Source organism: Streptomyces sp. T12 (assembly GCF_028736035.1).
In the GTDB taxonomy this organism is placed as follows: Bacteria; Actinomycetota; Actinomycetes; order Streptomycetales; family Streptomycetaceae; genus Streptomyces.
The window spans coordinates 11,164,407-11,189,922 of the sequence record NZ_CP117866.1 but is presented as its reverse complement, the minus strand read 5'-3'; the positions used below and the strand labels follow the sequence as shown (position 1 = coordinate 11,189,922).

The following is a 25,516-nucleotide window of genomic DNA, read 5'->3' as shown; positions in this document are numbered from 1 at the left end:
TTCGGCAAATCCATCGACGGACCGTACGCGCCGTGGAGGCGGCGAACGCCGGCAATGTCGCACGAGCACTCGCCCAGGGCTGGAGCGCCGCGGGGCACGACGTGCTCCTCGGTTCACGCAGGCCACAGGAGCGGGCGGACCTCGGTCTGCCCGTGGCGGGCCTGCGGGAGACGGCGCCCCACGCGGAGGGCTGGTCAGCGCCACTCCGGGCGCCGTCTCCGTGGAGTTGCTGTGCTCCATCGGGGCACCGGCCCTCGCACCCCAAACAGCAGCCTGGGTGAACAGATCCAGGCAGCCTTCCCGCTGACCCCCGTCGTCAAGACGCTGTGCACCATGGACTCCACCGTGATGATCGCCCCGGGCACTCTCGACGGCCCGAGCACCGTCTACCTCTCCGGCGACGACGCCGACGCCAAACGGACCACCGGCCGACTGCTCACCGGCCTCGGCTGGCCTGCGTCGTCCCAACTGGACATCGGCGACATCACCACGGCACGCGGACAGGAGCACTTCGCACTGCTCTTCCTGGGGATCTCGGGCGGTCTGGGGGCGCACACGTTCAACATCAAGGTGGTCACGCAAGTCGCCGAGTAGCGGATGAACTTCAGGCGGCCGGCGTCACACCTCCAGCCAGAAGCCCGCGCGGGTCAGCCAGAGGTCGAGGAGTGCTGTGTCGCCGTGCGTCTCGATGGTGGGCGCGGGGCGGCGGTAGAAGAAGAGGAGCAGGTCCGTGGCCGGGCCGCGTGCGGTCGCGGTGGCGTTGTCGGCCCCCGCGCGCCAGACGGGGTGCTTGCCGGTGAGGTCGACGAGCCATTGTCCGGCGTCGGTCGCGTCGAAGTGGAGCGTACGGCCGGGGCCGAGCAGCTCGGGCAGGTCCGGCCGGGGCTCGAACGCCTCGGGGAAGGTCGAGTACTCCAGCCACTCCTCCACCGCGTCGACGGCGAGGTCGCGCTCCAGCGCGAACTCCCCTCCGGCCGCCAGGGCCGCGTCGGCGCGGTGCACGGCGGTCTCGTACGTCATGCGCCGCGCCCAGAACGCCACCGGCGCGGACTGCTCGTCGGAAGGGTTCCACGCCAGTGCGTCGGGCCCGGCGGCGCGGAGGGTGGCACTGAGACTTGCGGCACCTTCGAGGAGCCACGGCACCAGGAACGACTCGTCCTCGTCGGGGTACGCGGTCGGGTCGTTCACCAGGTCGTCGGAGATCGGGGCCGTGGCCCGGGTCCGTACGACCTCCTCCGCCCAGCGGTGGTCGCCGCCCACGTGCCGCAGCAGTTGGCCGAGGTTCCAGCCCGGGCAGGAGAGCACCGGGGCGGTCATGTCCGCACCCCGCACATGGGCGGTGAGGCGCTCGGTCTGGGTGACGATCTCGTCGCAGTAGCGGTCGAAGGTCAGCGAGGTCATCGCCTCATGATGCCGCAGGGCCGGGGCCCCCTTGTCAGTGGTCTCGGATACTGTGTGCCGCCTGAGCAAGATCAGGAAGCAGGATCGGGTGGGGAGAGAGCACGATGCTTGTGGGGGCGGGACATGTACGGCGCCGACTGGCCCAGGTGGCCTTGCTGGCCGGGGTGCTGACGGGCTGTTCGGGGGCGGCTGAGGACGCCGACACGAAGGCGTCGGCGAGCGCTTCCGCCTCGGCCGACGCGGGGAGTGACAGCGATGCGGCGGTGAAGAGCGGCGGCACCATCGGCGCCGCCGGGTCGGCCTGTGAGCTGCCCGTCACGTTCGACATCGCCGAGGACTGGGAGGCGGAGGCCGTCGACGCCGGGGCGGCCGAGGAGAAGGTGGCCGACAGCGGTGACGGCTCCGCCGATTCCGAGAAGGAGGAGCTGGCCCAGGAGATCGCCGACGCGCTCCTGTACCAGGGCCCGGTCGCTGCCGCCTGTGAGGTCGACGCCAAGCCGGCGGGGAACATCGGCTTCCTCCGCGTGTGGACGGGCAAGCCGAGTGATGTCGACGCACGCTCCGTACTGGAGGCCTTCGTCGCGGCGGAGAACGGCACGAGCAAGGAGAAGTACAGCACCTTCAAGGCGGGCGACCTCGCTGGTGTCGAGGTGAAGTACCTCTACACCAGCAAGCTCCTGGAGGAGACGAAGGAGGAGTCGGCCATAGCCCTCACCACCAAGAAGGGGCCGGTCGTCATACACCTCGGCGGTCTGGACACCGACGAGCACCGGGCGATGCTGCCGGCGTACGAACTCGCCAAGCGGACCCTGCGCACCACCTGAGCAACGGGGGTGTCCGGCGCGGGCGGCAAGGGCGCCGCGCCGGACATTCAGCGGTGGGGCGGTAGGGGAACGTACCCGGAATCGGGTCAGGATGCCGTGCAGGATCCGATCGCGGGGGCCGTGCTGTTGCCGTTCTTCATGACGATGAAGCCGAAGCTCGTCGACGCCCCGGCGGCCAGGCTGCCGTTGCCGTTCGGCCGCATCGTCATGACGTTGCCGCTGCTGTCCCAGGTAGGTGTGCCGTTCCAGGTCGCCGAGACCTTCTGCGGCGATGTCACGGTGACGGTCGTGGTCCAGTTGCTGATCGCGGCACTCCCGGCGGTGATGGTGACCTTGCCGTTGAAGCGGTCGCTCCATTCCTCGGCCTTGCTGTAGGTCGCCGTGCAGGCGGCGCCGGGGGTGCCGCCGCCGGAGGAGGAGCCGCCGAGCGCGGTCAGCACCGCGTTGTACGCCGGCTTCTTGTTGTAGTTGCCGTCGAACAGCAGGGGCGTTCCGCTCGCGCGCCAGGAGTACTTGTCGGTGACGCCCCAGACGGTGATGCCGGTGCAGCGCGAGACCGCCAGGCAGGCCCGCACCACGTTGCTGTAGCTGTTGGCCTGTGCCGTGCCGGAGCCCTCGATGTCCAGCTCGGTGATCTGCACGTCGACGCCGAGGTCGGCGAAGCGCTGGAGGTTGGCCTGGTAGTCGGACGGGACCGGCGAGGCGCTGTTGAAGTGGGACTGGAAGCCGACGCAGTCGATCGGTACGCCGCGCGCCTTGAAGTCCCTGACCAGGTTGTAGACGGCATTGCTCTTCGCGTTGACGCCGTCGGTGTTGTAGTCGTTGTAGCAGAGCTTGGCGGCCGGGTCGGCGGCACGGGCGGCGCGGAACGCCTCCTCGATGAAGCCGTTGCCGAGCTTGTCCTGGAAGGGCGAGCTGCGCCGCGCACCGCTGCTGCCGTCCTGGAACGCCTCGTTGACGACGTCCCAGGGGTGGATCTTGCCCTTGTAGTGCTGCATGACCTGGGTGATGTGGTTGTTCATCGCCGATCTGAGGTCGGCGGTGCCGAGGCCGGCGACCCAGCTGGGCAGCTGGGAGTGCCAGACCAGGGTGTGTCCGCGGACCTTCATGCCCCTGCTCTGGGCGTGGTTCACGATCTGGTCGGCGGATCCGAAGGTGAAGGTGGAGCGGGTGCGCTCGGTGGCGTCCCACTTCATCTCGTTCTCCGGCGTCACCGAGTTGAACTCGGTGTTGAGCGTCGAGACATACGGGGATTCGCCCAGGTGGTTCGCCGCGACGGCGGCGCCGAAGTAACGGCCCTTCTCGGCGGCCGCGGCGCCGAGCGTACCGGCGGCCTCCGCGCTGCCCGCGAGGGCGGTGACGCCGGCTGTGGCGAGCAGGCCCGCCATGCCGAGGGCCAGGGTTGTGCGGGTGCGCGAGCGGCGGGGGCGGCGCTCGGGAGGCGGGTCGATGGACGTGCGGGTTACCATCTCGTCCCCCTCTTCCGAAAGTTTCGGACCTGTTTCCGAATTTCGCGGCAGACCCTAGGAGCACCCATCCCTGGCGTCAACAGGCGTCACAACCCCAAAGCGCGATTGACTCAAGAAGGGGCTCTTGAAGCCCCTGCCAGGTTCGAAAGTTTCGAGGAGATCTACGACTGTCCCGCCTCGCTCTCCGCTCCGGTGTAGAACGCGATCGTCGCCGCCATGGTGGCCGCCACGTCCTCCTCGTCGGCTCCCGAGGCGGCGTAGGCCTCTCCCCAGAGCTGACCCGACCGCGTCGCGTACGCCTTGCCTTCGTCCGAGACCTGCCAGGCCTCGGACTCCTCCCTGCTCATCCCGCCACCAGCGAGGTGCATGGCGAGACCCAGCAACGCCCCGTCCCAGCCGACACCCACAGCACCCGGCCCGAACCGGCCCCAGAAGTCGGGCGGCACCACGGCCACGTGCTCCAGCTCCAGCACCGTGCGCTCCTCGCCCTCCGGCGTGAGCCGCACCTCGACCTCGCTGAAGCCGGGATCGGGCCCGTACAGCCAGCTGACCCGCAGCCTCGTCGGCTCCTCGCACTGCAGGATCTCCCCGCCGGCCTGGCCCTGGAGCTGGTATCGCCCGCCCACCTTGAACTCCCCGCTCACCGGCAGGAACCAGCGGCCGATCCGCTCGGCCGACGTCACCGCGTCCCACACGTCGGCGATCTCGGCGTCGTACGTGCGCCGCAGCAGCACGGTGCGGGCCTCGCCCGCCTCGACCTGCCGTACCCCGACCTGCCGGTGCAGGCGGTTCAACTCGTCGACGATCTCACTCATCCCCGCTCACTTCCTTTCTCAGTCTGCGTTCGCGCTTGCCTCGCGCGAGTTCCGTTCCGAGGGCGTCGAGTCGCTGCTCCCAGAAACCGCGGAATCTCTCCAGCCAGGCGTCCACCTCGCGCAGCGGCGCGGCGTCGACGGCGTACAGCCGCCGCGTGCCCTGCGCCCGCACGGATGCGAAGCCGCTCTCGCGCAGCACCCGGAGGTGCTGCGAGACAGCCGGCTGGGAGATCCCGAACTCGTCCTGGATCACGGCACTGATGTCGCCCGATGCCTGCTCGCCTGCCGCGAGCAGCTCCAATATCCGGCGCCTGACCGGATCACCCAGCACATCGAAAGCGTGCACGGAGCCCACTATGCCAGCCCCTGCTTATATAAGGCAAGACTTAAATAAAGCGCCTGGTCGGGCCGGGGCCCGAGTGAGGTGTCCAGCTGTTTCGCCCGCTCGCGCGCTATGCGCGGTCGGCGAGGAAGCGGTCGAGCGCCAGCGTCAGTTCGGCCGGCTTCTCCACCGGCAGTTCGTGGCCGGCGTCCAGGATGCGGACCACCGCGTCCGGGTAGGCCTTGGCCATCCGCAGCATCTGGGCGACGGGCAGCTGGATGTCGTGATAGCCGTGGACTATGAGGGTGGGCGCGTCTATCTCGCCGACCCGGTCCAGTACGTCGAAGGCGCGCATGGCGCCGTAGAGCGTCATGACGACCTCGCGGGGAGTCTCGGCCGAGGCGCGGATGTGCGCGCGGACCTCCTCGCGCGGGTAACCGGGCGCGAAGGCGCGCTGGATGTTGGCGGCGACGAACAGCTTGAAGGGGGCGAGCGTCGAGGCGGCCATCAGCAGGGCGCGGCCCCGGCTGTAGGCCATCTTGCCGATGGAGTCCACCAGCACCATGCGCTCGACCCGCTCCGGGTGGGCGAGGGCGATGGTCTGCGCGGTCATGCCGCCCATGGAGTGGCCGATGATCACGAACCGCTCGATCTTCAGGTGATCGAGGAGGGCCAGGACGTCCTTCGCCAGGTCGGCGATCGTTGGCACCCCCGATCCGCTGCTCTCGCCGTGGCCGCGCAGGTCGAGGCGGACGACGCGGCGCTGCTCGGCGAAGTGGGCCACCTGGTGGTCCCAGCGGTGGCGGTTCGCCGTCCAGCCGTGGACGAACACCAGGGGCACGGCGTCGGCGTCGCGGGGGCCCTCGTCGTCGTAACTCAGGGTCGCGCCGTCGACTTCGAGCTGCGGCATGGGTGGCCTCCTGGTATCCAGTTTCTCGTTACGGACCGGTACGGTAGCCGGGCCCACCGCCTGTCGTCACCGGCGTTCGCCCAGGAAATCGAGGATGTGCCCGAAGACGTCGAGGGCCGCTCCCCTGCCCAGGAACGTGTCGAGATGGCCGTAGCCGGGGATCTCGGTGTACGTGACGTCCAGTTGTGGTTGGCGGCGGGCGAGGACGTCGCGGCAGAGCTTCTGGGAGTCGAGCCACAGGCCGTTCTCGCTGCCCGCGAGGAGCAGCACCGGGGTGTCGATGCGGGCCGCCGCGTCCAGGGCGTTCTGCGGGAGGGCCTGGTAGCGGTGGTCGGTGTCGTGCCAGCGGACCACGGTGCGGGCCAGTTCGATGCGGCGCAGGTGCGGCAGGATCCACAGCGGGGCGGGGCCGAGGAGTTCGGCCAGGCGGTCGTGGGTGGCGTCGGTCAGGTGCTCGTGGACGAAGAGGGAGGCGCCGGTTCCCCAGGCGGAGTTGTGCAGGATCTGGCAGGTGGGGTCCGGGCAGGTCGCCCTGCGGGAGGCCAGGGCGAACAGCGGGGTGTACTTCGACCACAGGCCGACCTTGCGCAGGTCGACGGGGATGTGGTCGATACGGGACTTGAGGAGTTCCCCGGCCAGGGTCATCCGCAGGGAGGTACGGCCCGCGAGCTTCGGGGTGAGGAAGACACCCTGGGACACCACGCCGGCCAGGCCGGGTACCAGGCCTGCCGTCATGCTCATCGAGAGGGTGAGGGAGCCTATGCAGTGGGCGACGGCGAACAGGGGGCGGTCGCCGATGCGGGTGCGCAGGTGGCGGACGGCCTCGGGGATGTCGTAGAGGGCGACGTCGTCGTAGGTGTAGCGGCGGCCCGTCTCGTTGTAGGGCAGTCGGCAGCTGCCTCTCCAGTCGAGCAGCCAGGGCTCGTAGCCCTCGTCCAGGAGGGCGTCGACCAGGTTGCGGGTCTCGGGCAGCAGGAACATGTCGGCCGAGGCCGTGTGTCCGTGCAGGAGCAGGACGGCGGGGCGGTCGCGGGCGGGGGCGCGGTCGCCTGTGTCGATGCGGGTCAGGCCGAGGCGTACGCCGTCGGTCGTGTGGAAGGGGATCTCCTCGACCGTCGCCGGGTCGAGGCGGTGGCGCAGCGGGCGCAGGGGCGTGGTGGTCCTGACCCTGCGCAGGGCCGGCCTGGTGGTCCTGGGATTCGTCGTCCGGAAGATCATCGGTGGTGCTCCGTGGGGTTCGTGGTGCGGCGCAGGTCGAGCAGGTCCGCGGCGGCCCGGGCGAAGGGGCCGAGCAGGCCGCGGCCCATCTCCAGGCCGAACCAGGCGAGCCAGGTGAGCTTGGCGGCGCGCTTCTCCTGGCTGGTCAGGCGCGGGTCGACCTTGATGCCGTCGATCTGGTCGCGTACGTAGGAGTCGGCGGGGACGACGACCTCGCCGGCCAGGCTCGCCGGTTCGCCCTCGCGGCCGAGTTCCACGGTCAGGGCGCGGGTCTGGCGCCAGAGGTCGCGGCGGGCGCGGGCGTACTTGTGGCCCTCCAGCCACCAGCGGCCGCCGTCGGTGTCCGTCAACCGCAGGTGGTAGCGCAGGAGTTGGTGGCGCAGGCCGTGCCGGTGCGGGATGCCTCCCTCGGGGCGGATCCAGATGTCGCCGCGTTCCACGGTGAGCGGCTCGGGGTGCAGGGCCGGGCAGGTGACCTCGCCTCGGACGTCGACGCGGCGGTCCGTCACCAGCTGGTGCATGCTCGCGAGGGAGAGGGTGAGGGACATCGCGCAGGGGATGTCGGGGGTGGCGGGGGCCGCAGCGGGCGTGGCCGGGGTGGCGGGGATCGGGGCGACGGTGCCTTCGGTGGTCTCGGTGAACCACAGGTAGGGCTGGTCGTCCTTGTGCGGGAGGCGGGCCAGACCGTCGTGGGCGAGGCGTTCGAAGGTCTTCAGCTGGGCTCGGGCGTCGTAGCGGGAGGCCGGGCGAAGACCGAGGGCCTCGACGAGTGCGATGGTGCGCTCGGCCGTGGCGGCCGGTCCCTTCAGGGTCGCCTCGCAGAGTTTCAGGGCGGTGGGGCTCTGCAACACGCGGGTGAGGAAGGCCAGTTCGGGGATCGGGTCGGCCTGGAGGCGGGCCAGGGCGTCGGTGCGCCACTCGTCCCAGTCCTGTACGCGGACGTGCATGCCGCCGAGGGCCATGTCGCTGACGACGTCGTCGAGGGTGTTGGGGACGCCGGTGAGGTTGTAGTCGAAGCCCCAGGCGTCGGGTTCGCAGATGACGGCGACCGCGACGCGGCTGACCCAGTCGACGGGGCCGGCGTTGAGGTAGCGGAAGGCGGGGACCGTGCGGAAGCGGCCGAAGGCCGAGATGAGGCCGCTGCTCAGGTCCTGGGGGTTGTAGGCGCCGGTCTTGGTGTGACCGCCGATGCCGCCCGGGCGCAGGGCCGTGACGACCAGGCCGTGGTCGCGGGCGCGGCGCAGGGCCACTTCGGCGGCCCACTTCGTCTGGTCGTAGCCGGCGACGAGGCGGTCGATGTGGGCGAGGGGGTCGTCCTCGCCCATGGCAGGGATGCCGACCTCGTTGAAGACGGCGATGGAGGAGATGTGGTGCAGGGGCTTGGGGCGGCCCGTCGCGGCGAGTTCGGCGAGGGTGAGGGCGCCGAGGACGTTGCTGGTGCGCAGGGACTGGTAGCCGCGCAGGAAGTCCACGGCGGCCGCCACTCCCACGATGCTGTCCACTTCGTGGGCGAGGGTGTTCCAGAGGTCGTCGGTGAGGCCCAGACGGGGGTGGCGGATGTCGCCGGGCAGCACGGTGATGCGGCGGCGGATCTCCGACGACCAGGGCAGCGCGTAGCCCTTGAGCGCCTCGCCGAGCCGGTTCACGGCCGCCTCCTCGTCGGCGGCCCGGACCAGGCAGTACACATGGGCGTCGCTGTGCCGCAGCAGGTCCAGGAGCATGTGGCTGCCGAGGAAGCCGGTCGCGCCGGTCAGCAGGATGCGGCGCGGTGGGAGGGGGTCGGGCGAGGCGGTGAAGGGCAGGCGGTCGGCGAGGGCCAGGTCGGCGAGGATCTGGGTGAGGTCGTCGCGGCGGGCTGTGGAGCCCGCCGGGGTGGTGAGGGACAGGGCGGCCGTCGGTGGAGCCTGCACCGCCCGCATCACCGCGGGGCCGGCATCCGGGTGTCGCGGCGTTTCCGGTACGGCCGCCCCGGATCCCGCGCTCTCCAGCGCGCGCCTGGCCAAGCTGATCGGCCTGGCATCGGCGAACACCTCATCCAGGTCGACCGGCACGCCCAGCTCTTCCTCCAGCGCCGCGACGAGCTCCACCGCGTTCACGGAGGTGCCGCCGGCGTCGAAGAAGTCGGCGTCGGGCGCCAGTTGTCCTGCGGGGACGTGACGGCCCGCAACGGCTGCGACAGCGCAGGCGAGGGCGTCCACGTCGCGGGGCGGGGTGCCGTGGACGGGCGAAGCCGTGCCCGGGCCGGCGCCGCGGGGTGCCGGAGGATCCGCGGCATCCGGTCGCACGGCCGGCTCGGCCGACCCGGTGACCCTGGCCAGCAGGTCGGTCACGGTCAGACCGACGCCGCCCCGCTCGATCGCCTCCGCGGTCGCCCGCTGATCGGCGGTTGCCGGCACGTTGTCCTTCACCTCACGCATGAGAGCCCTTCACGGTGTTGCCCTGCTCTTTCATCGCTGCTGCCCGGCTTCATCGCTGCTGCCCGGCGCCGTCATGGCCGCCGCCACGAACGGAACGCCCGCAGCTGCTCCGGTGTGACCACGGCCTCCAGCCGTTTGTCGTTCTGATCGCCGCCGCCCAGTGCCGACAGCAGGCGGCGGGCGGGGGCGTTGCGCGGTGTGCGTTCCGCGGTCAGGCGGACCTTGGCGCAGTCCAGTTCCTCGGCGCGGTCGGCCAGCCATTGCAGAAGGCGTTCCTCGACGCCTCGGCCGAGTGCGCGGCAGCTCATCAGCCAGGCCAGGAGGTCGAGTTGGTCGCCCTCGTGGCGCAGGGCGAGAAGGCCGATCTGGCCGTAGTCACCGAAGCGGTCGCGGGCCGCCGCCGTCCAGACCTCGCCGTGTTCGCGCCACCGGGCGACGTCGCCGCCGTCGGTGGACCGGGCGCGCAGGGTGAACTGGTTGGTACGGCGGACGAGTTGCTCGGCCCGCTGCACATCGGCATCGGACAGGGCCCGGATGTCGACCTCCAGTTCCAGCCGGTCCAGGAACTCCTCGAAACCGGCCTGTTCGCGTACGGCGTCCCGCTCCCGCTCCTCCTCGTAGAACCGCGCTCGCAGCGCGTCCTCGGCCGTCGCCGCCGCGGGGACCAGCGGCCACAACCGGCCCAGGAACTCGGGCAGTTCGGCCGCCGACGGGCAGGTCACCGACAGCACCTGCGGCAGCGCGGCGCGCATCTTGGCGATCTCGGCGGGGTTGTCGTCGAGGAACAGGAAGCTGTCCGGGCCGAGGTTGAGCGTGCGAGCCGCCTCGGCGAGGCGCGCGGGTTTCGGGTCCCAGGCGGCGGAGACCACGCTGAAGTGCTCGGCCTTCAGGGGGCTGTCCGGGCGGTCCAGTACGGCACGGACGGTGTCCTCGTCGTTGTTGCTGACCAGCACGAGCAGCGCGCCGGCCGCCCGCCACTGCAGGAGCCTGCGGGCGAGCAGGGCTCGCGGGCCGGTCAGGTCCACGGCCTCGGGGCCGATCTCCCCGGCCACCCCGCCCCACAGGGTCTCGTCACCGTCGACGGCGATCACCTTCGGCGCGGGGCGCCGTACCGCCTGGACGACCTCGGCGAGGCGGAGGGCCACGGCCGCCTGGAAGTGCGGGGTGAAGGGGAGGTGGGCCAGGCGTTCGGTCCGCTCGTCGAAGCGTTCGCCGACGCGGTGGTGGCGGGTCCAGTCGTCGGGGCCGAGCACGGCGATGCCGGGCACGTCGGCCAGTTCGGCGGCGATCTCCCGTTCCCACCGGCTGAAACGGTCCTCGCCCGGTACGGCGGGCAGGACGCCGACGATCAGCGGCTTGCGGGTGCGCTCGGCGACCGCGCGCAGTGCGGCCGGGTAGGCGGTGCGCAGTTCGGCGAGCAGCGCGTCGTCGACCGGGCCGAAGCGTTGCAGGTCCGTCGCCCGCAGCAGGGCGACGCCCACCGTCGTGGCCGGGTCGGCGAACACGCCGGAGGGGTCGCGCAGGCTCGCCAGTACGTGGTGGTACGGGGCCTCCGCGACGGTCGTCACGCTGCCGGCCGGGACGGATTCGTCGATCGCCGTCTCGCACATCTGGGGCAGGTTGCCGAGGGCGAAAGTGGCGGCGAGGGCGAGCGTGTGGGGTGGTGGCGTGGTGGCGGGCGCCGCTTCCGGGATCTCGGCTGCCGTCGGCGTCGGGCGGACCGGCCCCGTCGGGTCCTGCGCCGTGTCCGCGAGCAGGGCAAGCAGTTCCTCGCCCAGTTCGGTGGCCGTCGCCGCGTCCAGGATGTCGAGGTTGTGGTCGAGGCGAATCCGGCCGGCGTCCGGCGTCATGGTGATCATCAGGTCGAGGTCGGAGTAGCCCGTCCCGGCCGGCAGTACCTCCAGGCCGGTCAGCCCGCGTGCGGCGCGTACGTAGTTGAAGTACACCTCCACCAGCGGCGCGTTGGCCCGGTACAGGCCTTGTCGGGCCAGCACCGGCAGCACGTCGGAGAACATCGCGCCCTTGGCCAGCACCCGCTCCAGCCGCCCGTCGGTGCGGCGCAGCACCTCCTCCAGCCGCTCCCCCGCCTTCGCCTCGGCAGGGAAAGGAACCGGCACGCCGAAGAAACCCACCGCGTCGTAGGCGTCCGCGTGGATGCGGGTGTCCACGGGCACGGCGAGGACGAAGCGTTCGCGCTCGCGCTTCCTGGCCAGCAGGACGGTCAGGGTGCCGAGGCAGAAGGCGGCAGGGGTCACGGCCAGGCGGCTCGCGGCGGCCGAGATCCGGTCCATGAGCCCGTCGGGGATCGGCACGGTGACGCTGCCGGCTCGGTACGAGCGGGTCTGCGGGCGTGGTCGGCTCAGGGTCAGGTCGAGGCGTGCGCTGCCTTGGAACGCTTCGCGCCACTCGCCCGCGTCGGCCGACCCCGTGGCCTGCTCGCCGGTCTGCTGAGCCTCGATCAGCAGGTCGATGTCCCGGTTGGTGACGGTGCCGCCGAGTGCGGTGCCGGACAGCTCGGCGTCGATCTCGCCCGCCACCAGCAGCAGCGACTGCAGATCGCTGACGGCGTGGTGGGCGCCGTACACGAGGATCTGGCCGCGCTCGCCGCCGTCCAGCAGCTCGAATCGCCACAGGGGCGCGGCAGTCAGGTCGAACGGTGGCTCCAGGAGCTCGCGCAGCCGGTCGGCGGCATCGAGGGCGATGTCCTCCGCTACGACCGTCCACCGCAACAGCGCTTCCGGCAGTTCGCGGTCCACCCTCAGCTGCCGCCGACCCTCGGTGGCGGTGACGATGGCGGTGCGCAGGGCCGCATGCCGTGCGGTGAGGCGGGTGAGGATGCCGGTGAGGGTCTCGCGGGTGGTCTGCGTGGTGAGCCGTACCGCCAGGCCGACGGCGTGGGCCGCGTCCGGCATGTGGGGCTGGGCGCTGCGCAGGAGCCGTACGACGTCGCGGGTCGCGGGGTGCAGTGCGGTCTGCGGTGCCTGAGTCGCGCGCTCTGGTTCCTGCTGTGTCGTCGTCTCCCGTTCGGGAAGCGCCGTTGCCAGGGCCTGGGCGAGGCCTCGGACGTCGGCGGCCGAGAAGACGGTGGCGGCGGGGAGTTCGACGCCGAGTTCGCGGGCGAAGGCGTTGCGCAGCCGCACGAGCATGAGGGAGTCGAGGCCGAGTTCCTTCAGGGCCGTGCTCGCGGAGACCTGGACCGTGCCACCGGAGACCTCACCGACCCGGGCGCGTACGTATGCCTCCAGCCGTACGGCCCGCTCGGTGTCGGTCGTGGCCGCGAACACCTTCCTGACGAGGTCGTCGGTGCCGGGTGTGCCCGTGGGGGCGCTGATCAGGTCGGTCAGGATGGGGCGGGTGCGGGCCGCGTCGGGGTCGAGGGCCAGCATCTCCCAGTCCAGGGCCAGGGGGGCGAGCTGGCGGCGGGCCGTGGTCAGGACCCGGTCGAAGAGTTCGCCGCCGTCCTGCGCGGAGAAGGCGACCAGGCCCGAGCGGGCCGTCTCGGCCTCGCGGACGCCGGACGCGGACACCATGCCCACGCCCGACCAGGCGCCCCAGTCCAGGCTCAGCGCCCGGCGGTCCGTGCGGGAGAGGTGGTGGGCCCAGGCATCGAGGAAGGCGTTCGCCGCCGAGTACGGGCTCTGCCCGGCCGAGCCGAGCAGGCCGGCCGCCGAGGCGAACAGGACGAAGTCCTTGGCGTCCGGGGTCAGTTCGGTGAGCAGGGTGGTGCCGAGGACCTTGGGGGCGAGGACACGCAGGACGCGCTCGTCCGTCAGGTTGGCGATCGTGGCGTCGTCGAGGAGGCCGGCCGCGTGGACGACGCCGGTGATCGGGCCGAGTTCGTGCCGGACAGCGTCCAGGGCTGTGGTCAGACCGTCGCGGTCGGCGACGTCCGCGCGCGCCACGTGCACGATCACTCCGCGCGCTTCGAGATCCCCGATCCAGCCTGCCGAGTCGACGGAGGGTGTGCTGCGGCTCATCAGGGCCAGTCGACGGGCGCCCCGGCGGACCAGCCGCTCGGCGACGACACGCCCCAGGCCGCCCAGGCCACCGGTGATCAGGTACACGCCGTCGGGGGTGATGGCGCCGTGACCGCCGTCGTCCGGGCGGGTGCGGGTCAGGCGGGGTACGAGTCGTCCGGCCCCGCGCAGCGCGACGAGCCGTTCGTCGTCGGCGTGCCGCAGCTGGGTCCACAGGGCGTCGGCACCGTCCGTGGGCGGGAGATCGACGAGGGTGGTCCTCAGTTCCGGGTGCTCCTGCGCCACTGCGAGGCCGAAGCCCCAGGCGAGCGCTTGCTGAGGGTTCGTCACCTGCGTGCTGCCGCCGGTGTTACCGGTGCTACTGGTGTCGCCGGCTGCCTGGCTGCCCCGTGCGACGACGAAGAGACGGGGCGCCGGGCCAGGCGTCCGGTCGGCGAGTGTGCGCACCAGGTGGAGGGTGCTCAGGCAGCACAGCCGCGCCGCCTCCTCGGCCGTATGCGCGTCCTCGATCACGGGTGCGTCGAGCGCCGACAACTGGACTACTCGCTCGGGTGGTTCGCACGCGAAGGCCTCGTCGAAGAGACGGGCCAGGTGCCGCGGGTCGGCCGGGTCGAGGACGTAGTGGCCGGGGCCCTCCGCGGCGAACTCCTCGCCCCTACGGGCGATCACGTACGGCACCGAGCTGCCCAGCCGCTCGACGAGTTCAGCGGCCACGCCCGACTCGTCGGCCAGGATCAGCCAACGGCCCTGCACGGGCGGCTTGTCGGCCATCGGGCGGTGCTGCCAGCGGGTCTCGAACAGCGCTCCGTCCAGGGGCGAGAGCGCGGCGAGCTCGAACTCCTCGGCCGCCAGGAGCAGTCGGTCCTTGTCGTCGTACAGCCGAAGGTCCAGTGTCGCGGTGTCGCCGGACACGGACCGCAGCTCGCAGCTGACCCACACGGGGGTGGTGCGCAGTCCGGTGTGGCGGAGCCGTCCGACCCCGGCCGGAACGAACGCCCGTCCCTGGGGCGCGTTGCCGGGCAGTGCTGCCGTGTGGAAGGCGGCGTCGAGGACCGCCGGGTGGAGGAGATGACCGGCGGCGGGCTTGTCGGCCAGTCGGGCGAGGGCGGTGGAGCGGGTGCGGTGGCCCGACTCCAGGCCTCGGAAGGCGGGGCCGTAGTCGATGCCGAGGGCGGCGAGGGCGCCGTAGACGGACGGGAGGTCGACCTGTTCGGTGCACCGGGCGCGCAGTGTGGCGAGCGACTCGCTCGGGTCGGCGGCGGACTCAGTGGGTTCGGTGGGTTCAGTGGGTTCAGTGGGTTCAGTGGGTTCGGCGAGTGTGACCGCGATACGGCCGCCGACGTGCCGTTCCCAGCGTGCGCGCTGTCCGCCGCCCGCGGGCGCCGAGGCGATGGTGAAGTCCCGGAAGCCGTCGGCCGCGGGGCGCAGGACCAGTTGCAGTCGTGTCGGCCGGGACTCGTCGAGGCGCAGTGGCTGCACGAACCTGACGTCGGCGAGGCGTACGTCGCCACCGTCCTGCACGGCCGACGCGGCCTCCAGGGCCATGTCGAGGAAGGCGGCGCCGGGCAGCCACACCTCGCCGGTGACCTTGTGGTCGGTCAGATAGGCGAAGCGGCTGTCGCGCAGGTCCACCTCGCTCTGGAAGATGTGTCGGCCGGCTTCGTCGCTGGCCTCGACGTGCGTGCCGAGGAGGGGTGAGGCGCCGATTGCGGTGGCCGGGGCAGGTGCGAGCCAGTGGCGTTCGCGGGCGAAGGCGTAGGTCGGCAGGTCGACACGGCGGCCCGCCGGGAACAGCGCCGGCCAGTCGGGCGTGTGGCCGGCCGTGTACAACTCCCCCAGCCCGCGCAGCAGTACGTCCCGCCCGCCCCGCTGCCGCCGCAGCGAGCCGACGCTCACCGCGTCGATCCCGGCCTCGGCCGCCACCGCCTCGATGGAGGAGCCGAGCGAGGGGTGCGGGCTCAGCTCGACGAAGTAGCGGAAGCCGTCGTCCAGCATGCGGCGGATCGTGTCCGCGAAGCGGACGGGCTCGCTGAGGTTGGCGTACCAGTAGGCGGGGTCCAGGCGGTCGCCGGGCACGGGTTGCGCCAGCACCGTCGAGTACAGCGGGGTCCGGGTGAGCGCGCTCCGGATACTGGACACTCGGTCGAGCAGCTCGCCGCGGACCGGCGCCATCAGCGGGGTGTGCGAGGCGAACGGCGTCGACAGCGACCGGGTACTGATCCCCTGCCCGTCGAGGCTGCGCCGCAGCTCGGCCAGTGCGTCGCTGTTGCCGGACACGGCCGTGGCGTGCGGGCTGTTGACGGCGGCGACGAACAGCCGGTCGGCGTACGGCGCGAGCAGTTCCTCGACGCGCGGGCGTGGCAGGTCCAGGGACAGCATGCCGCCCTTGCCCGCGACCGGGACGGCCGCCTGGGCGCGCCCGGTGACCACCGTCACGGCGTCGTCCAGGGTCAGAGCGCCCGCGCTGTACGCGGCGGCGATCTCGCCCAGGCTGTGGCCGGTCACGGCGTCCGGGGTGATGCCGAGCGAGCGCCAGGCGGCGGTCAGGGCCGCGTTCACCGCGAACAGCGTCGGCTGCAGATATTCGGTGCGTTCCAGAGGGGAGAACTCCTCCGGTGCCCGCAGCGCGTTGAGCACCGACCAGCCGACGCACCGCTCAACCGCCTCGTCGATCCTGGTCAGCTCGTCGCGGAACGCCTCCGACTCGGTCATCAGGTCCAGGGCCATGCCGGGCCACTGACCGCCGTGTCCGGCGTAGACGAAGGCGACCTTGCCCGACTGCTCCTCCCGGAGCGGGGGCAACGGTGCCCGCCCGGTCGCCAGCTCACCGAGTACCGACCGCAGTTCCTCGCGATCCTCGGCGAGAACCGCCACGCGCCGCTCGAAGTGGCTGCGGTGGCGGGCCAGGGTGTGGGCGATGTCCGGCAGCGCGGTATCGGCGTGCTCAGCGTTGTCGTCCCCGGAAAGGTGGCGGGCCAGCGCCGCGGCCTGTCCGCGCAGACCCGCCTCGCTCCGCCCGGACAGGACGAACAGGCGCTTGCCCGGCGGGAGTTCGGCCGCCGACCCTTCGGGCCGGGAATCCAGCCGTGGGGCTTCCTCGACGATCACGTGCGCGTTCGTTCCGCTGATCCCGAAGGCACTCACGCCCGCACGCCGTACCCGCTCCGCGGACGCGGGCCACGCCACCGGCTCCCGCAGCACATGCAGCCCGCTGTCCGCCCAGTCGACGTGACGGCTGGGTGTGTCGGCGTGCAGGGTGCGCGGGAGGGCTTCGTTGTGCAGCGACTGCACGACCTTGATCAGGCCGACCACGCCCGAAGCCGCCTGTGCGTGCCCGATGTTGGACTTCAGCGAGCCCAGGTGGAGGGGGCGGCCTTCGGGGCGTGAGGTGCCGAAGACCTCCGCGAGGGCGTTCGCCTCGATCGGGTCGCCCAGGGTCGTGCCCGTGCCGTGTGCCTCGACGTGGTCGATGTCGGCGGGCCGGAGTCCGGACTGCTCCAGCGCGCGCCGGATCACCTGCTCCTGCGCGGGGCCGTTCGGCGCGGACAGGCCCTGGCTGCGGCCGTCCTGGTTGACGGCGGTGCCGCGCAGCACGGCCAGGATCCGGTCGCCGTCGCGCCGGGCGTCGCTCAGTCGTTTCAGTACGACCATGCCGGCGCCCTCGGCCCAGATGGCACCGTCGGCGGCGTCGGAGAAGGAGCGGCAGCGGCCCGTCGGGGACAGGCCGCGCAGCCGGCTGAACTCGACGAAGGTCTGCGGCGTGACCATCAGGGTGACCCCGCCGGCGAGCGCCAGATCGCACTCGCCCGCGCGCAGCGCCTGCGCCGCCAGATGCACGGCCACCAGCGACGACGAGCAGGCGGTGTCCACCGTCAGCGCGGGGCCGTTCAGCGCGAGCGTGTAGGCGAGCCGGCCCGAGGCGACGCTCAGCGCGGAGCCCGTGCCGACGTATCCGTCCAGTTGGTCGAGCCGGGTCCCGGACAAGTAGTCGCTGCCGAACATCCCGACGTACACGCCGGTGGTGCTGCCGGCCAGCTCGGCGGGCACGATTCCGGCGCGCTCCAGCGACTCCCAGGCCGTCTCCAGCAGCAGTCGCTGCTGCGGGTCCATGGCCGCCGCCTCCTTCGGGGTGATGCCGAAGAACCCCGCGTCGAAGGACTCGATGTCGTCGAGGAAGCCGCCCTCGCGGGCGTAGGACTTGCCGAGCGCGTCCGGGTCGGGGTCGTACAGCGACTCGACGTCCCACCGCCCCGCCGGGAACGGTCCGACCGCGTCCCGGCCCTCCGCGACCAGCCGCCACAGTCCCTCGGGGTCCCTCACTCCGCCGGGCAGCCGGCAGGCCATGGCGACGAGGGCCACCGGCTCGTCCGAAGGAGGTGAGGACGTGCGCGCGGGCACGGCCTGCTGGCGCGTGCGGCCTGTTGTCGCCAGGGCGCCGGCCAGCAGGTGCTCGGCGAGGCGGGTGGGCGTGGGGTGGTCGAAGAGGAGGGTGGCGGGGAGTTTGGTGCCGATGCGGGCGCTGATGCGGTTGCGCAGGTCGACCGCCGTCACCGAGTCCATGCCGAGGTCGCGCAGCGGCTGGTCGGGGCGGACGGACTCCGCCGAGCGCAGGCCGAGCGTGTGAGCGGCCTCCTCGCGGACGAGGGTGAGGACGCGTGCGGCGCGTTCGGGCTCCGGCAGCCGGGCCAGGCGGTCCGCCAGGGTGTGATGGCCGGCCCGCTCGGTGCGGGGTGCGGGGAGCAGGGAGCGCCACACTGCGCCTGCCGGTGCGGCGGCGCGCAGCCGGGGCAGGTCCAGCGCCCAGGCGACGAGGTGAGCGGCGTCGCGCCGCAGGGACAGCTCGGTCAGCTCGCGGCCCTGCTCGGGGGTGAGGGCGCGGTGCCCGAGGCGGGCCATCCGCTCCAGGTCGGCGTGCTCGGCGGCGAGCCCCTCCCCCGCCCAGGCTCCGAAGGAGACGGACGTGCCGGGCAGCCCCAAGGCCCGCCGGTGGTGGGCGAGTTGGTCGAGGAAGGCGTTGGCAGCCGCGTAGTTGGCCTGGCCGGCGTTGCCGACGACTCCCGCGGCCGAGGAGACCAGGAGGAAGAGGTCGAGCGGGTGGTCGGCGGTGAGCCGGTGCAGGTGGGCGGCACCGTCGACCTTGGGGCGCAGCACCTGCGCGAGGCGATCGGGGGTCAGCTCGGCGAGCACGCCGTCGGCGAGGACTCCGGCACAGTGGACGATGCCGCGCAGGGGCGAGTCGTCGCCGATACGGGCCAGTACGTCCGCCACCGCGGCCGCGTCCGCGACGTCACAGGCGGCGACCTCGACCTCGGCGCCCAGTGCGGTCAGCTCGGTGGTGACTTCGGCCGCGCGGGGGTCGTCGGCGCCCTGACGGGACGTCAACAGCAGGCGCGGGACACCGTTCTCGGCGAGCAGTCGGGCGAGGTGGCGGCCTACCGCGCCGAGACCACCGGTGATCAGCACGGTGCCGTCGGTGGGGATCAGGGTCGGGCGGTCGGATGGCGCGGGACGGGCTCGTATCAGGCTCGGGGCGAACAACTCGGCGCCCCGCAGCGCGAGTTCAGGCTCATCGGAGTGCGCTACGGCAGACAGCAACGAATTTACGTCACCGTCACCGTCACCGTCGCGGTCGAAGTCGAGGTCGAGCACGGTCAGGCCGAGATCGGGATGCTCGCTCCGGGCGCTGCGGGCCAGGCCCCACAACACTGACTGGGCGAGCCCGGGAACCGTGTCCCCCTCGGCGGCTGCGACCGCTCCGCGGGTCACCCAGATGGTGCACGTGGGTGCCTGATCCGGCGGAAGGGCGATCAGCGCCTGGAGTTCGGCCAGGGCCGTGGCCGCCAACTCGTGGGCTGCGGTGGCCTGTTCGGTGTCGGTCGACGGGCGAGGCCAGTATCGGACGGCGATGTCGGCGCCCTCGTCGGTGACCTGGACGCCTGCGGCGCTCAGGCCGCGCTGGGCCGCCGCGACTGCGGGGTCCGCCGGGTCGCCGTGCACAGCCCACACGGAGCCGGGTGTCCCGGCCGGCTTCTCCGGTACGGCCGTCCACGCCACCTCGTACAGGTGTCGGCCGTTCTGCGAGCCGCTGTTCAGGTCGGCGGGGTTCGCGGCCCGCAGGCGTACGCCCTCAAGGCGGCCCGCCGGGAAGCCGTCGGCGTCCCACAGGCTGACGTCCAGGGTGAGGTCCGCGCCGGAACCGCCGGTCCGGCGTACGGACGCGGTCAGGTCCGTCGCGCCGCCGGGCGGCAGGACACAGCGGGCCACCGCGACCGGCAGCAGGACCTGCCGATCGCCGATCGCGAGGGCGGCGGCCACCTGGAGGGCGGCGTCCAGGAGCGCCGGGTGCACCGGGTAGGGGTCGGCCGCGTCGCGGGCCACGGGTGGCAGGGAGAGGCGGGCCAGCACGGTTCCGTCGCCGGTCGCGGCGGCCTGTCGTACGCCTTGGAAGGCCGGGCCGTAGCCGAGGCCGAGTCCGCTCAGGCGCTCGTAGGTGTCCTCGCCCCAGGCCGGTTCGGCCGTCTCGGGCCACGTCGGAGGCTCATCGGCCGCCGGGGTGCTCGACTCGGCGGCGGACGCGGTGGCGTGCAGGGTCCAGTCCGTGGGCTCCTGGCCGCGTGGGCGGCTGTGGACCGTGATCTCGGGGACGGTCCCGATGGTCGCCACCTCTACGGACACCTCGACCGTGCCGGTGCCGGTCAGGGTGAGGGGTGCCAGGAGGAGCAGGTCGGTGACGTCGGCCGGGGTGTCCGGGCGGGCCACGGCGAGCGCGGCACGGCAGAGTTCCATCAGGGTGGTGCCCGAGACCACGGTCCGGCCGAAGACGGTGTGGTCGGGCAGCCAGTCGGCGGTGGCCGGGGACCACTCGTTGCGGAAGGTCCAGCAGGCCTCGTCCGCCGACTGGAGCTGGATGCCGAGCAACGGGTGGGCGGCACGGTCGAAGAGGCCGGGGGCGGTGGTGGAGGCGGCGGGCTCGATCCAGTGGCGCTGTGCGTCCCAGGCGTACGTCGGCAGGTCCGCGGGAGCTGACTGCGGGACCATGCGGTGCCAGTCGATCTCCCGTCCGTGGACGTGGAGTTCGGCTGCGGCACGGTCCAGGCAGGCGGGGCCGTCCTCGTCGCGCCGGAGGGATCCGATCGCGACCAGGTCCTCGTCGATGGTGTGCAGGGCGGTGAGCAGGGAGGGGTGCGGGCCGAGTTCTACGAAGTGGCGGTAGCCGTCGGCGGCCATGCGCTCGACGGTGGGCGCGAAGCGGACGGGTTCGCGCAGGTTGGTGTACCAGTAGTCGGCTTCGAGTTCCTCGGTGACGGGCTCGGCCGTGACCGTGGAGTACCAGGCGACGGACGTGGGGTAGGTGGTGACGCCGTCGAGTTCGTCGAGGATCGTGGTGCGGACCGGCTCGACCTGGGCGCTGTGGGAGGCGTAGTCGACGTCGAGGCGACGGGCGAAGACCTGCTGCCGGTCGAGTTCGGCGAGCAGGTCTTCCACCGCGTCCACGGCACCGGCGATCACGGTCGAGCGGCCGCTGTTAACGGCGGCGACACCGATCCGGTCGCCGAGGCGGGCCAGTCGGGCCTCGACCTCGGGGTGCGGCAGGGCGACGACGGCCATGGTGCCGGTACCGGACAGCTCGGTCAGGGCCTGGCTGCGCAGGGCGACCACCGCTGCCGCGTCGTTGAGGCTGAGCGCCCCGGCGACGCAGGCCGCGGCGACCTCGCCCTGGCTGTGTCCGACGACCGCGTCCGGCCGTATGCCGCGAGCGCGCCACACCGCGGCGAGCGACACCATCACGGCGAAGAGCGCCGGCTGGACGACGTCGACGCGGTCCAGGGTCGGGGCGCCCGGGTCGCCGCGCAGGACTGACGTCACGGACCAGTCGGTGAACGGGCGCAGGGCGGCGTCGCAGCGGTCGAGTTCGTCGGCGAACACCGGGTCACGGTCGAGGAGATCGCGCGCCATGCCCGCCCACTGGGCTCCTTGCCCGGGGAAGACGAACGCCAACTTGCCTGCTGGAGCGGACTGTTGGGGACCGATGATCAGGTCGATATCGGTGTCGGTGTCGGTGTCGGTGTCGGTGTCGGTGTCGGTGTCGGTGTCGGTGTCGCTGTCAGGGTGGGCGTAGGAGTGGGCATCGGGTTGGTCGGCGGCGCGGGCGGCGGGCTGGGGCTCGGTGAGTGCGCGCAGGGCGGTGAGCAGTTCGGCGCGGTCGCTCGCCCGGGCGACGGCTCGGTGCTCGAAGTGGGTGCGGTGGTGGGCCAGGGTCGCCGCCACGGCGACAAGCGGCAACCCGGGCTGCTGGTCGAGGGTTTCGAGGAGGCGGCCGGCCTGCGCACGGAGGGCGGGGAGGGCGCGGGCGGAGAGCGGGAACAGGGTCGCGCCGGGGAGGTCGCGGGGCGGCTGCGTCTGCTCGTCGGGCGCTTCCTCCAGCACCACATGGGCGTTCGTGCCGCTGATCCCGAACGCGCTCACCCCGGCACGCCGCACCCGCTCTGGGTCCCGCGGCCAGGCCTGGGCCTCGGCGAGTACACGCAGACCGCTGTGCGCCCAGTCGATGCGCTCGGTCGGCGTCTCGGCGTGCAGGGACGCCGGTATCCGTTCGTGACGGAGGGCCAGTACGGTCTTGATGACGCCGGCGATGCCCGCGGCGGCCTGGGTGTGGCCGAGGTTGGATTTGAGGGAGCCGACGCCGAGGGGGCGGTCGGCGGGACGGTCGGGTCCGAAGACGGCGGCCAGGGCGCGGCCCTCGATGGGGTCGCCCAGCGGGGTGCCGGTGCCGTGCGCCTCGATGTGGTCCAGGTCGTGCGGCTGGAGCCCGGCGGCGGCGAGGGCGGCGCGCAACACCCCTTCCTGGGCAGGGCCGTTGGGGGCGCTGAGGCCCTGGCTGCGGCCGTCCTGGTTGATCGCCGAGCCCTTGATCACGGCAAGGATCCGGTCGCCGTCGCGGCGTGCGTCCGCCAGCCGCTTCAGCAGCACCACACCGCAGCCCTCGGCCCACACCACGCCGTCGGCATCCGCCGAGAACGGACTGCACCGCCCCGACGGCGACAGCCCGCGCAGCCTGCTGAACTCGACGTGCCCGCGCGGGGTCACCAGCAGCGTCGCGCCGCCCGCAAGGGCGAGGTCGCACTCACCGCCCGCCAGCGCCCGCGCCGCAAGGTGCAGGGCGACAAGGGACGACGAGCAGGCGGTGTCGACGGTGACAGCCGGCCCCTGGAGTCCGAGGGTGTAGGCGATACGGCCGGACGCCACGCTGGCCGCCGAGCCGGTGCCGACGTGCCCGTCGAGCTGGTCCAGGGCGGCCGAGGCCAGGTATCCGCTGTCGTACAGGCCGATGTAGACGCCCGTGGAGCTGCCGTTCAGCGTGTCCGGGACGATCCCGGCCCGTTCGATCGCCTCCCAGCCGGTCTGCAGGAGCAACCGTTGCTGGGGGTCCATGGCCGCCGCCTCGCGCGGCGAGATCCCGAAGAAGCTCGCGTCGAAGCGGTCGATGCCGGAGAGGTAGCCGCCATGCAGGGAGTACGCCTTGCCGGTGGCCTCCGGGTCGGGGTCGTGCAGCCCTTGCGTGTCCCAACGGCCCGCCGGCACCTCGGTGACGGCGTCCTCGCCGGCCGCCAGCAGCCGCCACAGCGCCTCGGGGTCGTCGGCACCGCCCGGGAAGCGGCAGGCCATGGAGATGATCGCGATGTCGTCGTCGACTCGGGCGGGCCTGCCGTCCGGGGCCGGAACCGCCACCGGGGTACGAGCGGACGCGTCATCGAAGACTGTCTCGGCGAACACCGCCTCGGCGAGCGCCGCGATGGTCGGGTGGTTGAAGACCAGGGACGGGTCCAAGGATAGGCCGGTGAGCGCGGACAGCTCCGCGGCCAGTGTCACCAACTGCCGTGAGCCAAGCCCCAGTTCGGCGATCGGCCGGTCCGGGTCGACGGCCGTCGGGTCGAGCCCGGCCGCCTCGGCGACCGCCGACTCCAGCCAGGCCCGCACATCCTGTGATGTCGTGAGGGACGGCTCGGGGGACTGCTTCGGGGACTCGTGCGCAGGCATGTAGACAGGTGTCCTCATGGATTCGGGCAAGGGAGATCGCCGTACGACGGTGAACCGGGCGGTGTCAGCTCAGGGCGGGCGCGTCGATCACGGCGAGGACGCCGTCCAGGTAGGCCGCCCGGGAGGCATGGCGCTGGATCTTGCCGCTGGACGTCTTGGGGATGGTGCCGGGCCGGACCAGGACGACGTCACGCACCGCCAGACCGTGGGCGTCGCCGATCGCACTGCGCACGACGTCGATGATCTTCTCCGCCTCGCCCGCCGCGTCAGGGGCGATCTCGGCGACGATGACGGGCTGTTCGCCGAACGAGCTCACCTCCGACCCGTTGAACGAGCTCACGTCTGACCCGCTTCCCGCGTCTCCCCCGTCGACAGAAAACGCGGCGGTGCAGCCGGGCCGCAGGGCCGGGTGGGCCATCTCGGCGGTCAGCTCCAGGTCCTGCGGGTAGTGGTTGCGTCCGTCGATGACGATGAGGTCCTTGAGGCGGCCGGTGACGAACAGCTCGCCGTCGCGCAGGAATCCGAGGTCGCCGGTGCGCAGGAAGCGGCCTTCGTGGCCGGTCAGGGTGGCGCGGAAGGTCTCGCGGGTGGCGAGGGCGTTGCGCCAGTAGCCCTTGGCGACGCTCGCGCCGCGCACCCAGATCTCGCCGACCTCGCCCTCGGGCAGTTCCTCGTGCCGTTCGGGGTCGGCGATGGCGACGGTGACGTCGGGGCCGGGGCGTCCGGAGCTGACGGCCGCAGCGTCGGCCTGGCCGGCGTGCGGGCCCGTTTCGGAGGCCCGGAGCAGGGTGGGCGGGGTGGTGACCGTGCTGCCGGTGACCATCAGGGTGGCCTCGGCCAGGCCGTAGCAGGGGTAGAGGGCCTCGCGGCGGAAGCCGGCCGGGGCGAAGGTGTCGGTGAAGCGTCGCAGGGTGGCGGCGCGGACCGGTTCGGCGCCGTTGAAGGCGACCTTCCAGCTGCTGAGGTCGAGGCCGTCGAGGAGTTCGGGACCGGCGTGCTTGAGGCAGAGCTCGTAGGCGAAGTTGGGGCCGCCGCTCGTGTGCGGGCGGTAGCGGTCGATCGCGGTCAGCCAGCGTCGGGGCTGCTGGAGGAAGTGCAGCGGGGAGAAGAGGGTGGCGGTCACGCCCAGGTAGACCGTGTTGAGGACGGGGCCTATGAGACCCATGTCGTGGTACACGGGCAGCCAGCTGACGAACATCTCGTGGCCGTACTGCGCGATGACGTCCGGCGTGTGGCCCATGCGCTCGGTGATGACCCGCTCGTTGTCCAGCAGGTTTCCGTGGGTGACCATCACGCCGCGCGGGGCGGAGGTGGAGCCGGAGGTGTACTGGAGGAAGGCCACCGAGTCGGCGGTGAGGTCCGGCTCGCGCCAGGAGGCGGCCGCCTCGTCGGGGATGTCCTCGGTGACGACGAGGGTGATGTCGGCCAGGTCGGGCAGGTGCTCCACCATGCCGGACAGGGCCGTGATCACCTCGCGGCCGCCCAGGATCACCTTGGCGTCGGCGTCGGCGATGAGCCGCTTCATCCGGGTCAGGGCACGGTGGTTCTGCGCGCGGCCTTGCGGCGGGACACCCGGTACGGCGACGACACCGGCCGCGAGGCAGCCGAGATAGCCGCAGATGAACTCCGGGCCGGGCGGGTAGAGCAGCATGGCGCGACTGCCGGTCAGTCCACGCTCCTGCAGCCAGGCCGCGACGGCCCGGGCCCGTTCGGCGAGACGGCCGTACGAGATCTCCTGGATCTCGCCGTCGCAGTCACCGGTGACGAGGTAGCGGTAGGCGGTTCGGTCGGGATGGTGCGAGGCGTGCGTGGTCAGCAGATCGACCAGGGAACGAACCATGTGGCGAGTCACACCTGTCTGGATCAGTGGGCGAGGAACTGGAGTTCGAGGGGCGCGTGATGACAACGCGCAGACGCCTCGGTCGGCCCGGCCCCCTTGCCAGACCTTCCGTCTCGACGACCCGCCGAGGAGCTGTGGCGCGGTCCGCCTACCCCTCGCGCCCCCCATACGACTTGCTACCGACGAGTAGCACCTTAGCAAGCCCGTTCGGTGCGACGGGCCGAACGAAAGTAAACCCTATGTGTCCAACAGGTAGTTGAAGAAGTGACGGACCTCCACGCGTCC

Annotated in this window: 10 protein-coding genes and 1 pseudogene; 2 read left to right on the top strand and 9 right to left on the bottom strand. The window is 72.2% G+C overall.

Features of this window, described 5'->3' with window-relative positions; all coding sequences use genetic code 11:
* The first annotated feature begins 32 nt into the window (after positions 1–32).
* Positions 33–594: pseudogene (locus PBV52_RS50020) on the top strand (NADPH-dependent F420 reductase).
* 24 nt (positions 595–618) lie between these two features.
* Here the strand turns inward: PBV52_RS50020 and PBV52_RS50015 are convergent.
* Positions 619–1,401 (bottom strand): maleylpyruvate isomerase family mycothiol-dependent enzyme, encoded by a 783-nt coding sequence (locus PBV52_RS50015; protein ID WP_274248951.1) that lies wholly within the window; start codon positions 1,399–1,401, stop codon positions 619–621.
* Between the two features lie 104 nt (positions 1,402–1,505).
* Here PBV52_RS50015 and PBV52_RS50010 point away from each other — a divergent pair, with 104 nt between their 5' ends.
* Positions 1,506–2,225, top strand: a complete 720-nt coding sequence (locus PBV52_RS50010) for a lipoprotein (RefSeq protein ID WP_274248949.1) — start codon at positions 1,506–1,508, stop codon at positions 2,223–2,225.
* An 86-nt stretch (positions 2,226–2,311) separates the two neighbouring features.
* Here PBV52_RS50010 and PBV52_RS50005 read toward each other — a convergent pair whose 3' ends face one another.
* The 8 genes from PBV52_RS50005 to PBV52_RS49970 form a co-directional block, all read right to left on the bottom strand.
* Positions 2,312–3,694 carry an endo-1,4-beta-xylanase gene (locus tag PBV52_RS50005; protein WP_274248947.1) on the bottom strand — a complete coding sequence of 461 codons (1,383 nt, stop codon included), beginning with the start codon at positions 3,692–3,694 and terminating at the stop codon, positions 2,312–2,314.
* Positions 3,695–3,855: 161 nt separating this feature from the next.
* Complete coding sequence (locus PBV52_RS50000; RefSeq protein ID WP_274248945.1) at positions 3,856–4,509, bottom strand: SRPBCC family protein; 654 nt, start codon at positions 4,507–4,509, stop codon at positions 3,856–3,858.
* Positions 4,502–4,864, bottom strand: coding sequence for a helix-turn-helix transcriptional regulator (locus PBV52_RS49995; RefSeq protein WP_274248943.1), 363 nt, complete (start codon positions 4,862–4,864; stop codon positions 4,502–4,504). The genes PBV52_RS50000 and PBV52_RS49995 overlap by 8 nt, the downstream gene beginning before the upstream one ends.
* A gap of 97 nt (positions 4,865–4,961) precedes the next feature.
* Positions 4,962–5,741, bottom strand: coding sequence for an alpha/beta fold hydrolase (locus tag PBV52_RS49990; RefSeq protein WP_274248941.1), 780 nt, complete (start codon positions 5,739–5,741; stop codon positions 4,962–4,964).
* Positions 5,742–5,807: 66 nt separating this feature from the next.
* A complete protein-coding gene (locus tag PBV52_RS49985) occupies positions 5,808–6,959 on the bottom strand; it encodes an alpha/beta hydrolase (RefSeq protein ID WP_274248939.1) in 1,152 nt (383 codons plus the stop codon).
* Positions 6,956–9,376 carry a thioester reductase domain-containing protein gene (locus tag PBV52_RS49980; RefSeq protein ID WP_274248937.1) on the bottom strand — a complete coding sequence of 807 codons (2,421 nt, stop codon included), beginning with the start codon at positions 9,374–9,376 and terminating at the stop codon, positions 6,956–6,958. The genes PBV52_RS49985 and PBV52_RS49980 overlap by 4 nt, the downstream gene beginning before the upstream one ends.
* Before the next feature lie 71 nt (positions 9,377–9,447).
* Entirely contained in the window at positions 9,448–23,391 is a 13,944-nt protein-coding gene (locus PBV52_RS49975) for a type I polyketide synthase (RefSeq protein ID WP_274248936.1), read from the bottom strand.
* Between the two features lie 64 nt (positions 23,392–23,455).
* Positions 23,456–25,231: a fatty acyl-AMP ligase gene (locus tag PBV52_RS49970; protein WP_274248933.1), complete on the bottom strand. Its 1,776-nt coding sequence runs from the start codon at positions 25,229–25,231 to the stop codon at positions 23,456–23,458.
* Positions 25,232–25,516: the final 285 nt, after the last annotated feature.

Bases quoted from the DNA above. Each gene is read 5' to 3' on its own strand.
- PBV52_RS50015 (WP_274248951.1), bottom strand. From the start codon at position 1,401: ATGACCTCGCTGACCTTCGACCGCTACTGCGACGAGATCGTCACCCAG.
- PBV52_RS50010 (WP_274248949.1), top strand. From the start codon at position 1,506: ATGCTTGTGGGGGCGGGACATGTACGGCGCCGACTGGCCCAGGTGGCC.
- PBV52_RS50005 (WP_274248947.1), bottom strand. From the start codon at position 3,694: ATGGTAACCCGCACGTCCATCGACCCGCCTCCCGAGCGCCGCCCCCGC.
- PBV52_RS50000 (WP_274248945.1), bottom strand. From the start codon at position 4,509: ATGAGTGAGATCGTCGACGAGTTGAACCGCCTGCACCGGCAGGTCGGG.
- PBV52_RS49990 (WP_274248941.1), bottom strand. From the start codon at position 5,741: ATGCCGCAGCTCGAAGTCGACGGCGCGACCCTGAGTTACGACGACGAG.
- PBV52_RS49985 (WP_274248939.1), bottom strand. From the start codon at position 6,959: ATGATCTTCCGGACGACGAATCCCAGGACCACCAGGCCGGCCCTGCGC.
- PBV52_RS49980 (WP_274248937.1), bottom strand. From the start codon at position 9,376: ATGCGTGAGGTGAAGGACAACGTGCCGGCAACCGCCGATCAGCGGGCG.
- PBV52_RS49975 (WP_274248936.1), bottom strand. From the start codon at position 23,391: ATGCCTGCGCACGAGTCCCCGAAGCAGTCCCCCGAGCCGTCCCTCACG.
- PBV52_RS49970 (WP_274248933.1), bottom strand. From the start codon at position 25,231: ATGGTTCGTTCCCTGGTCGATCTGCTGACCACGCACGCCTCGCACCAT.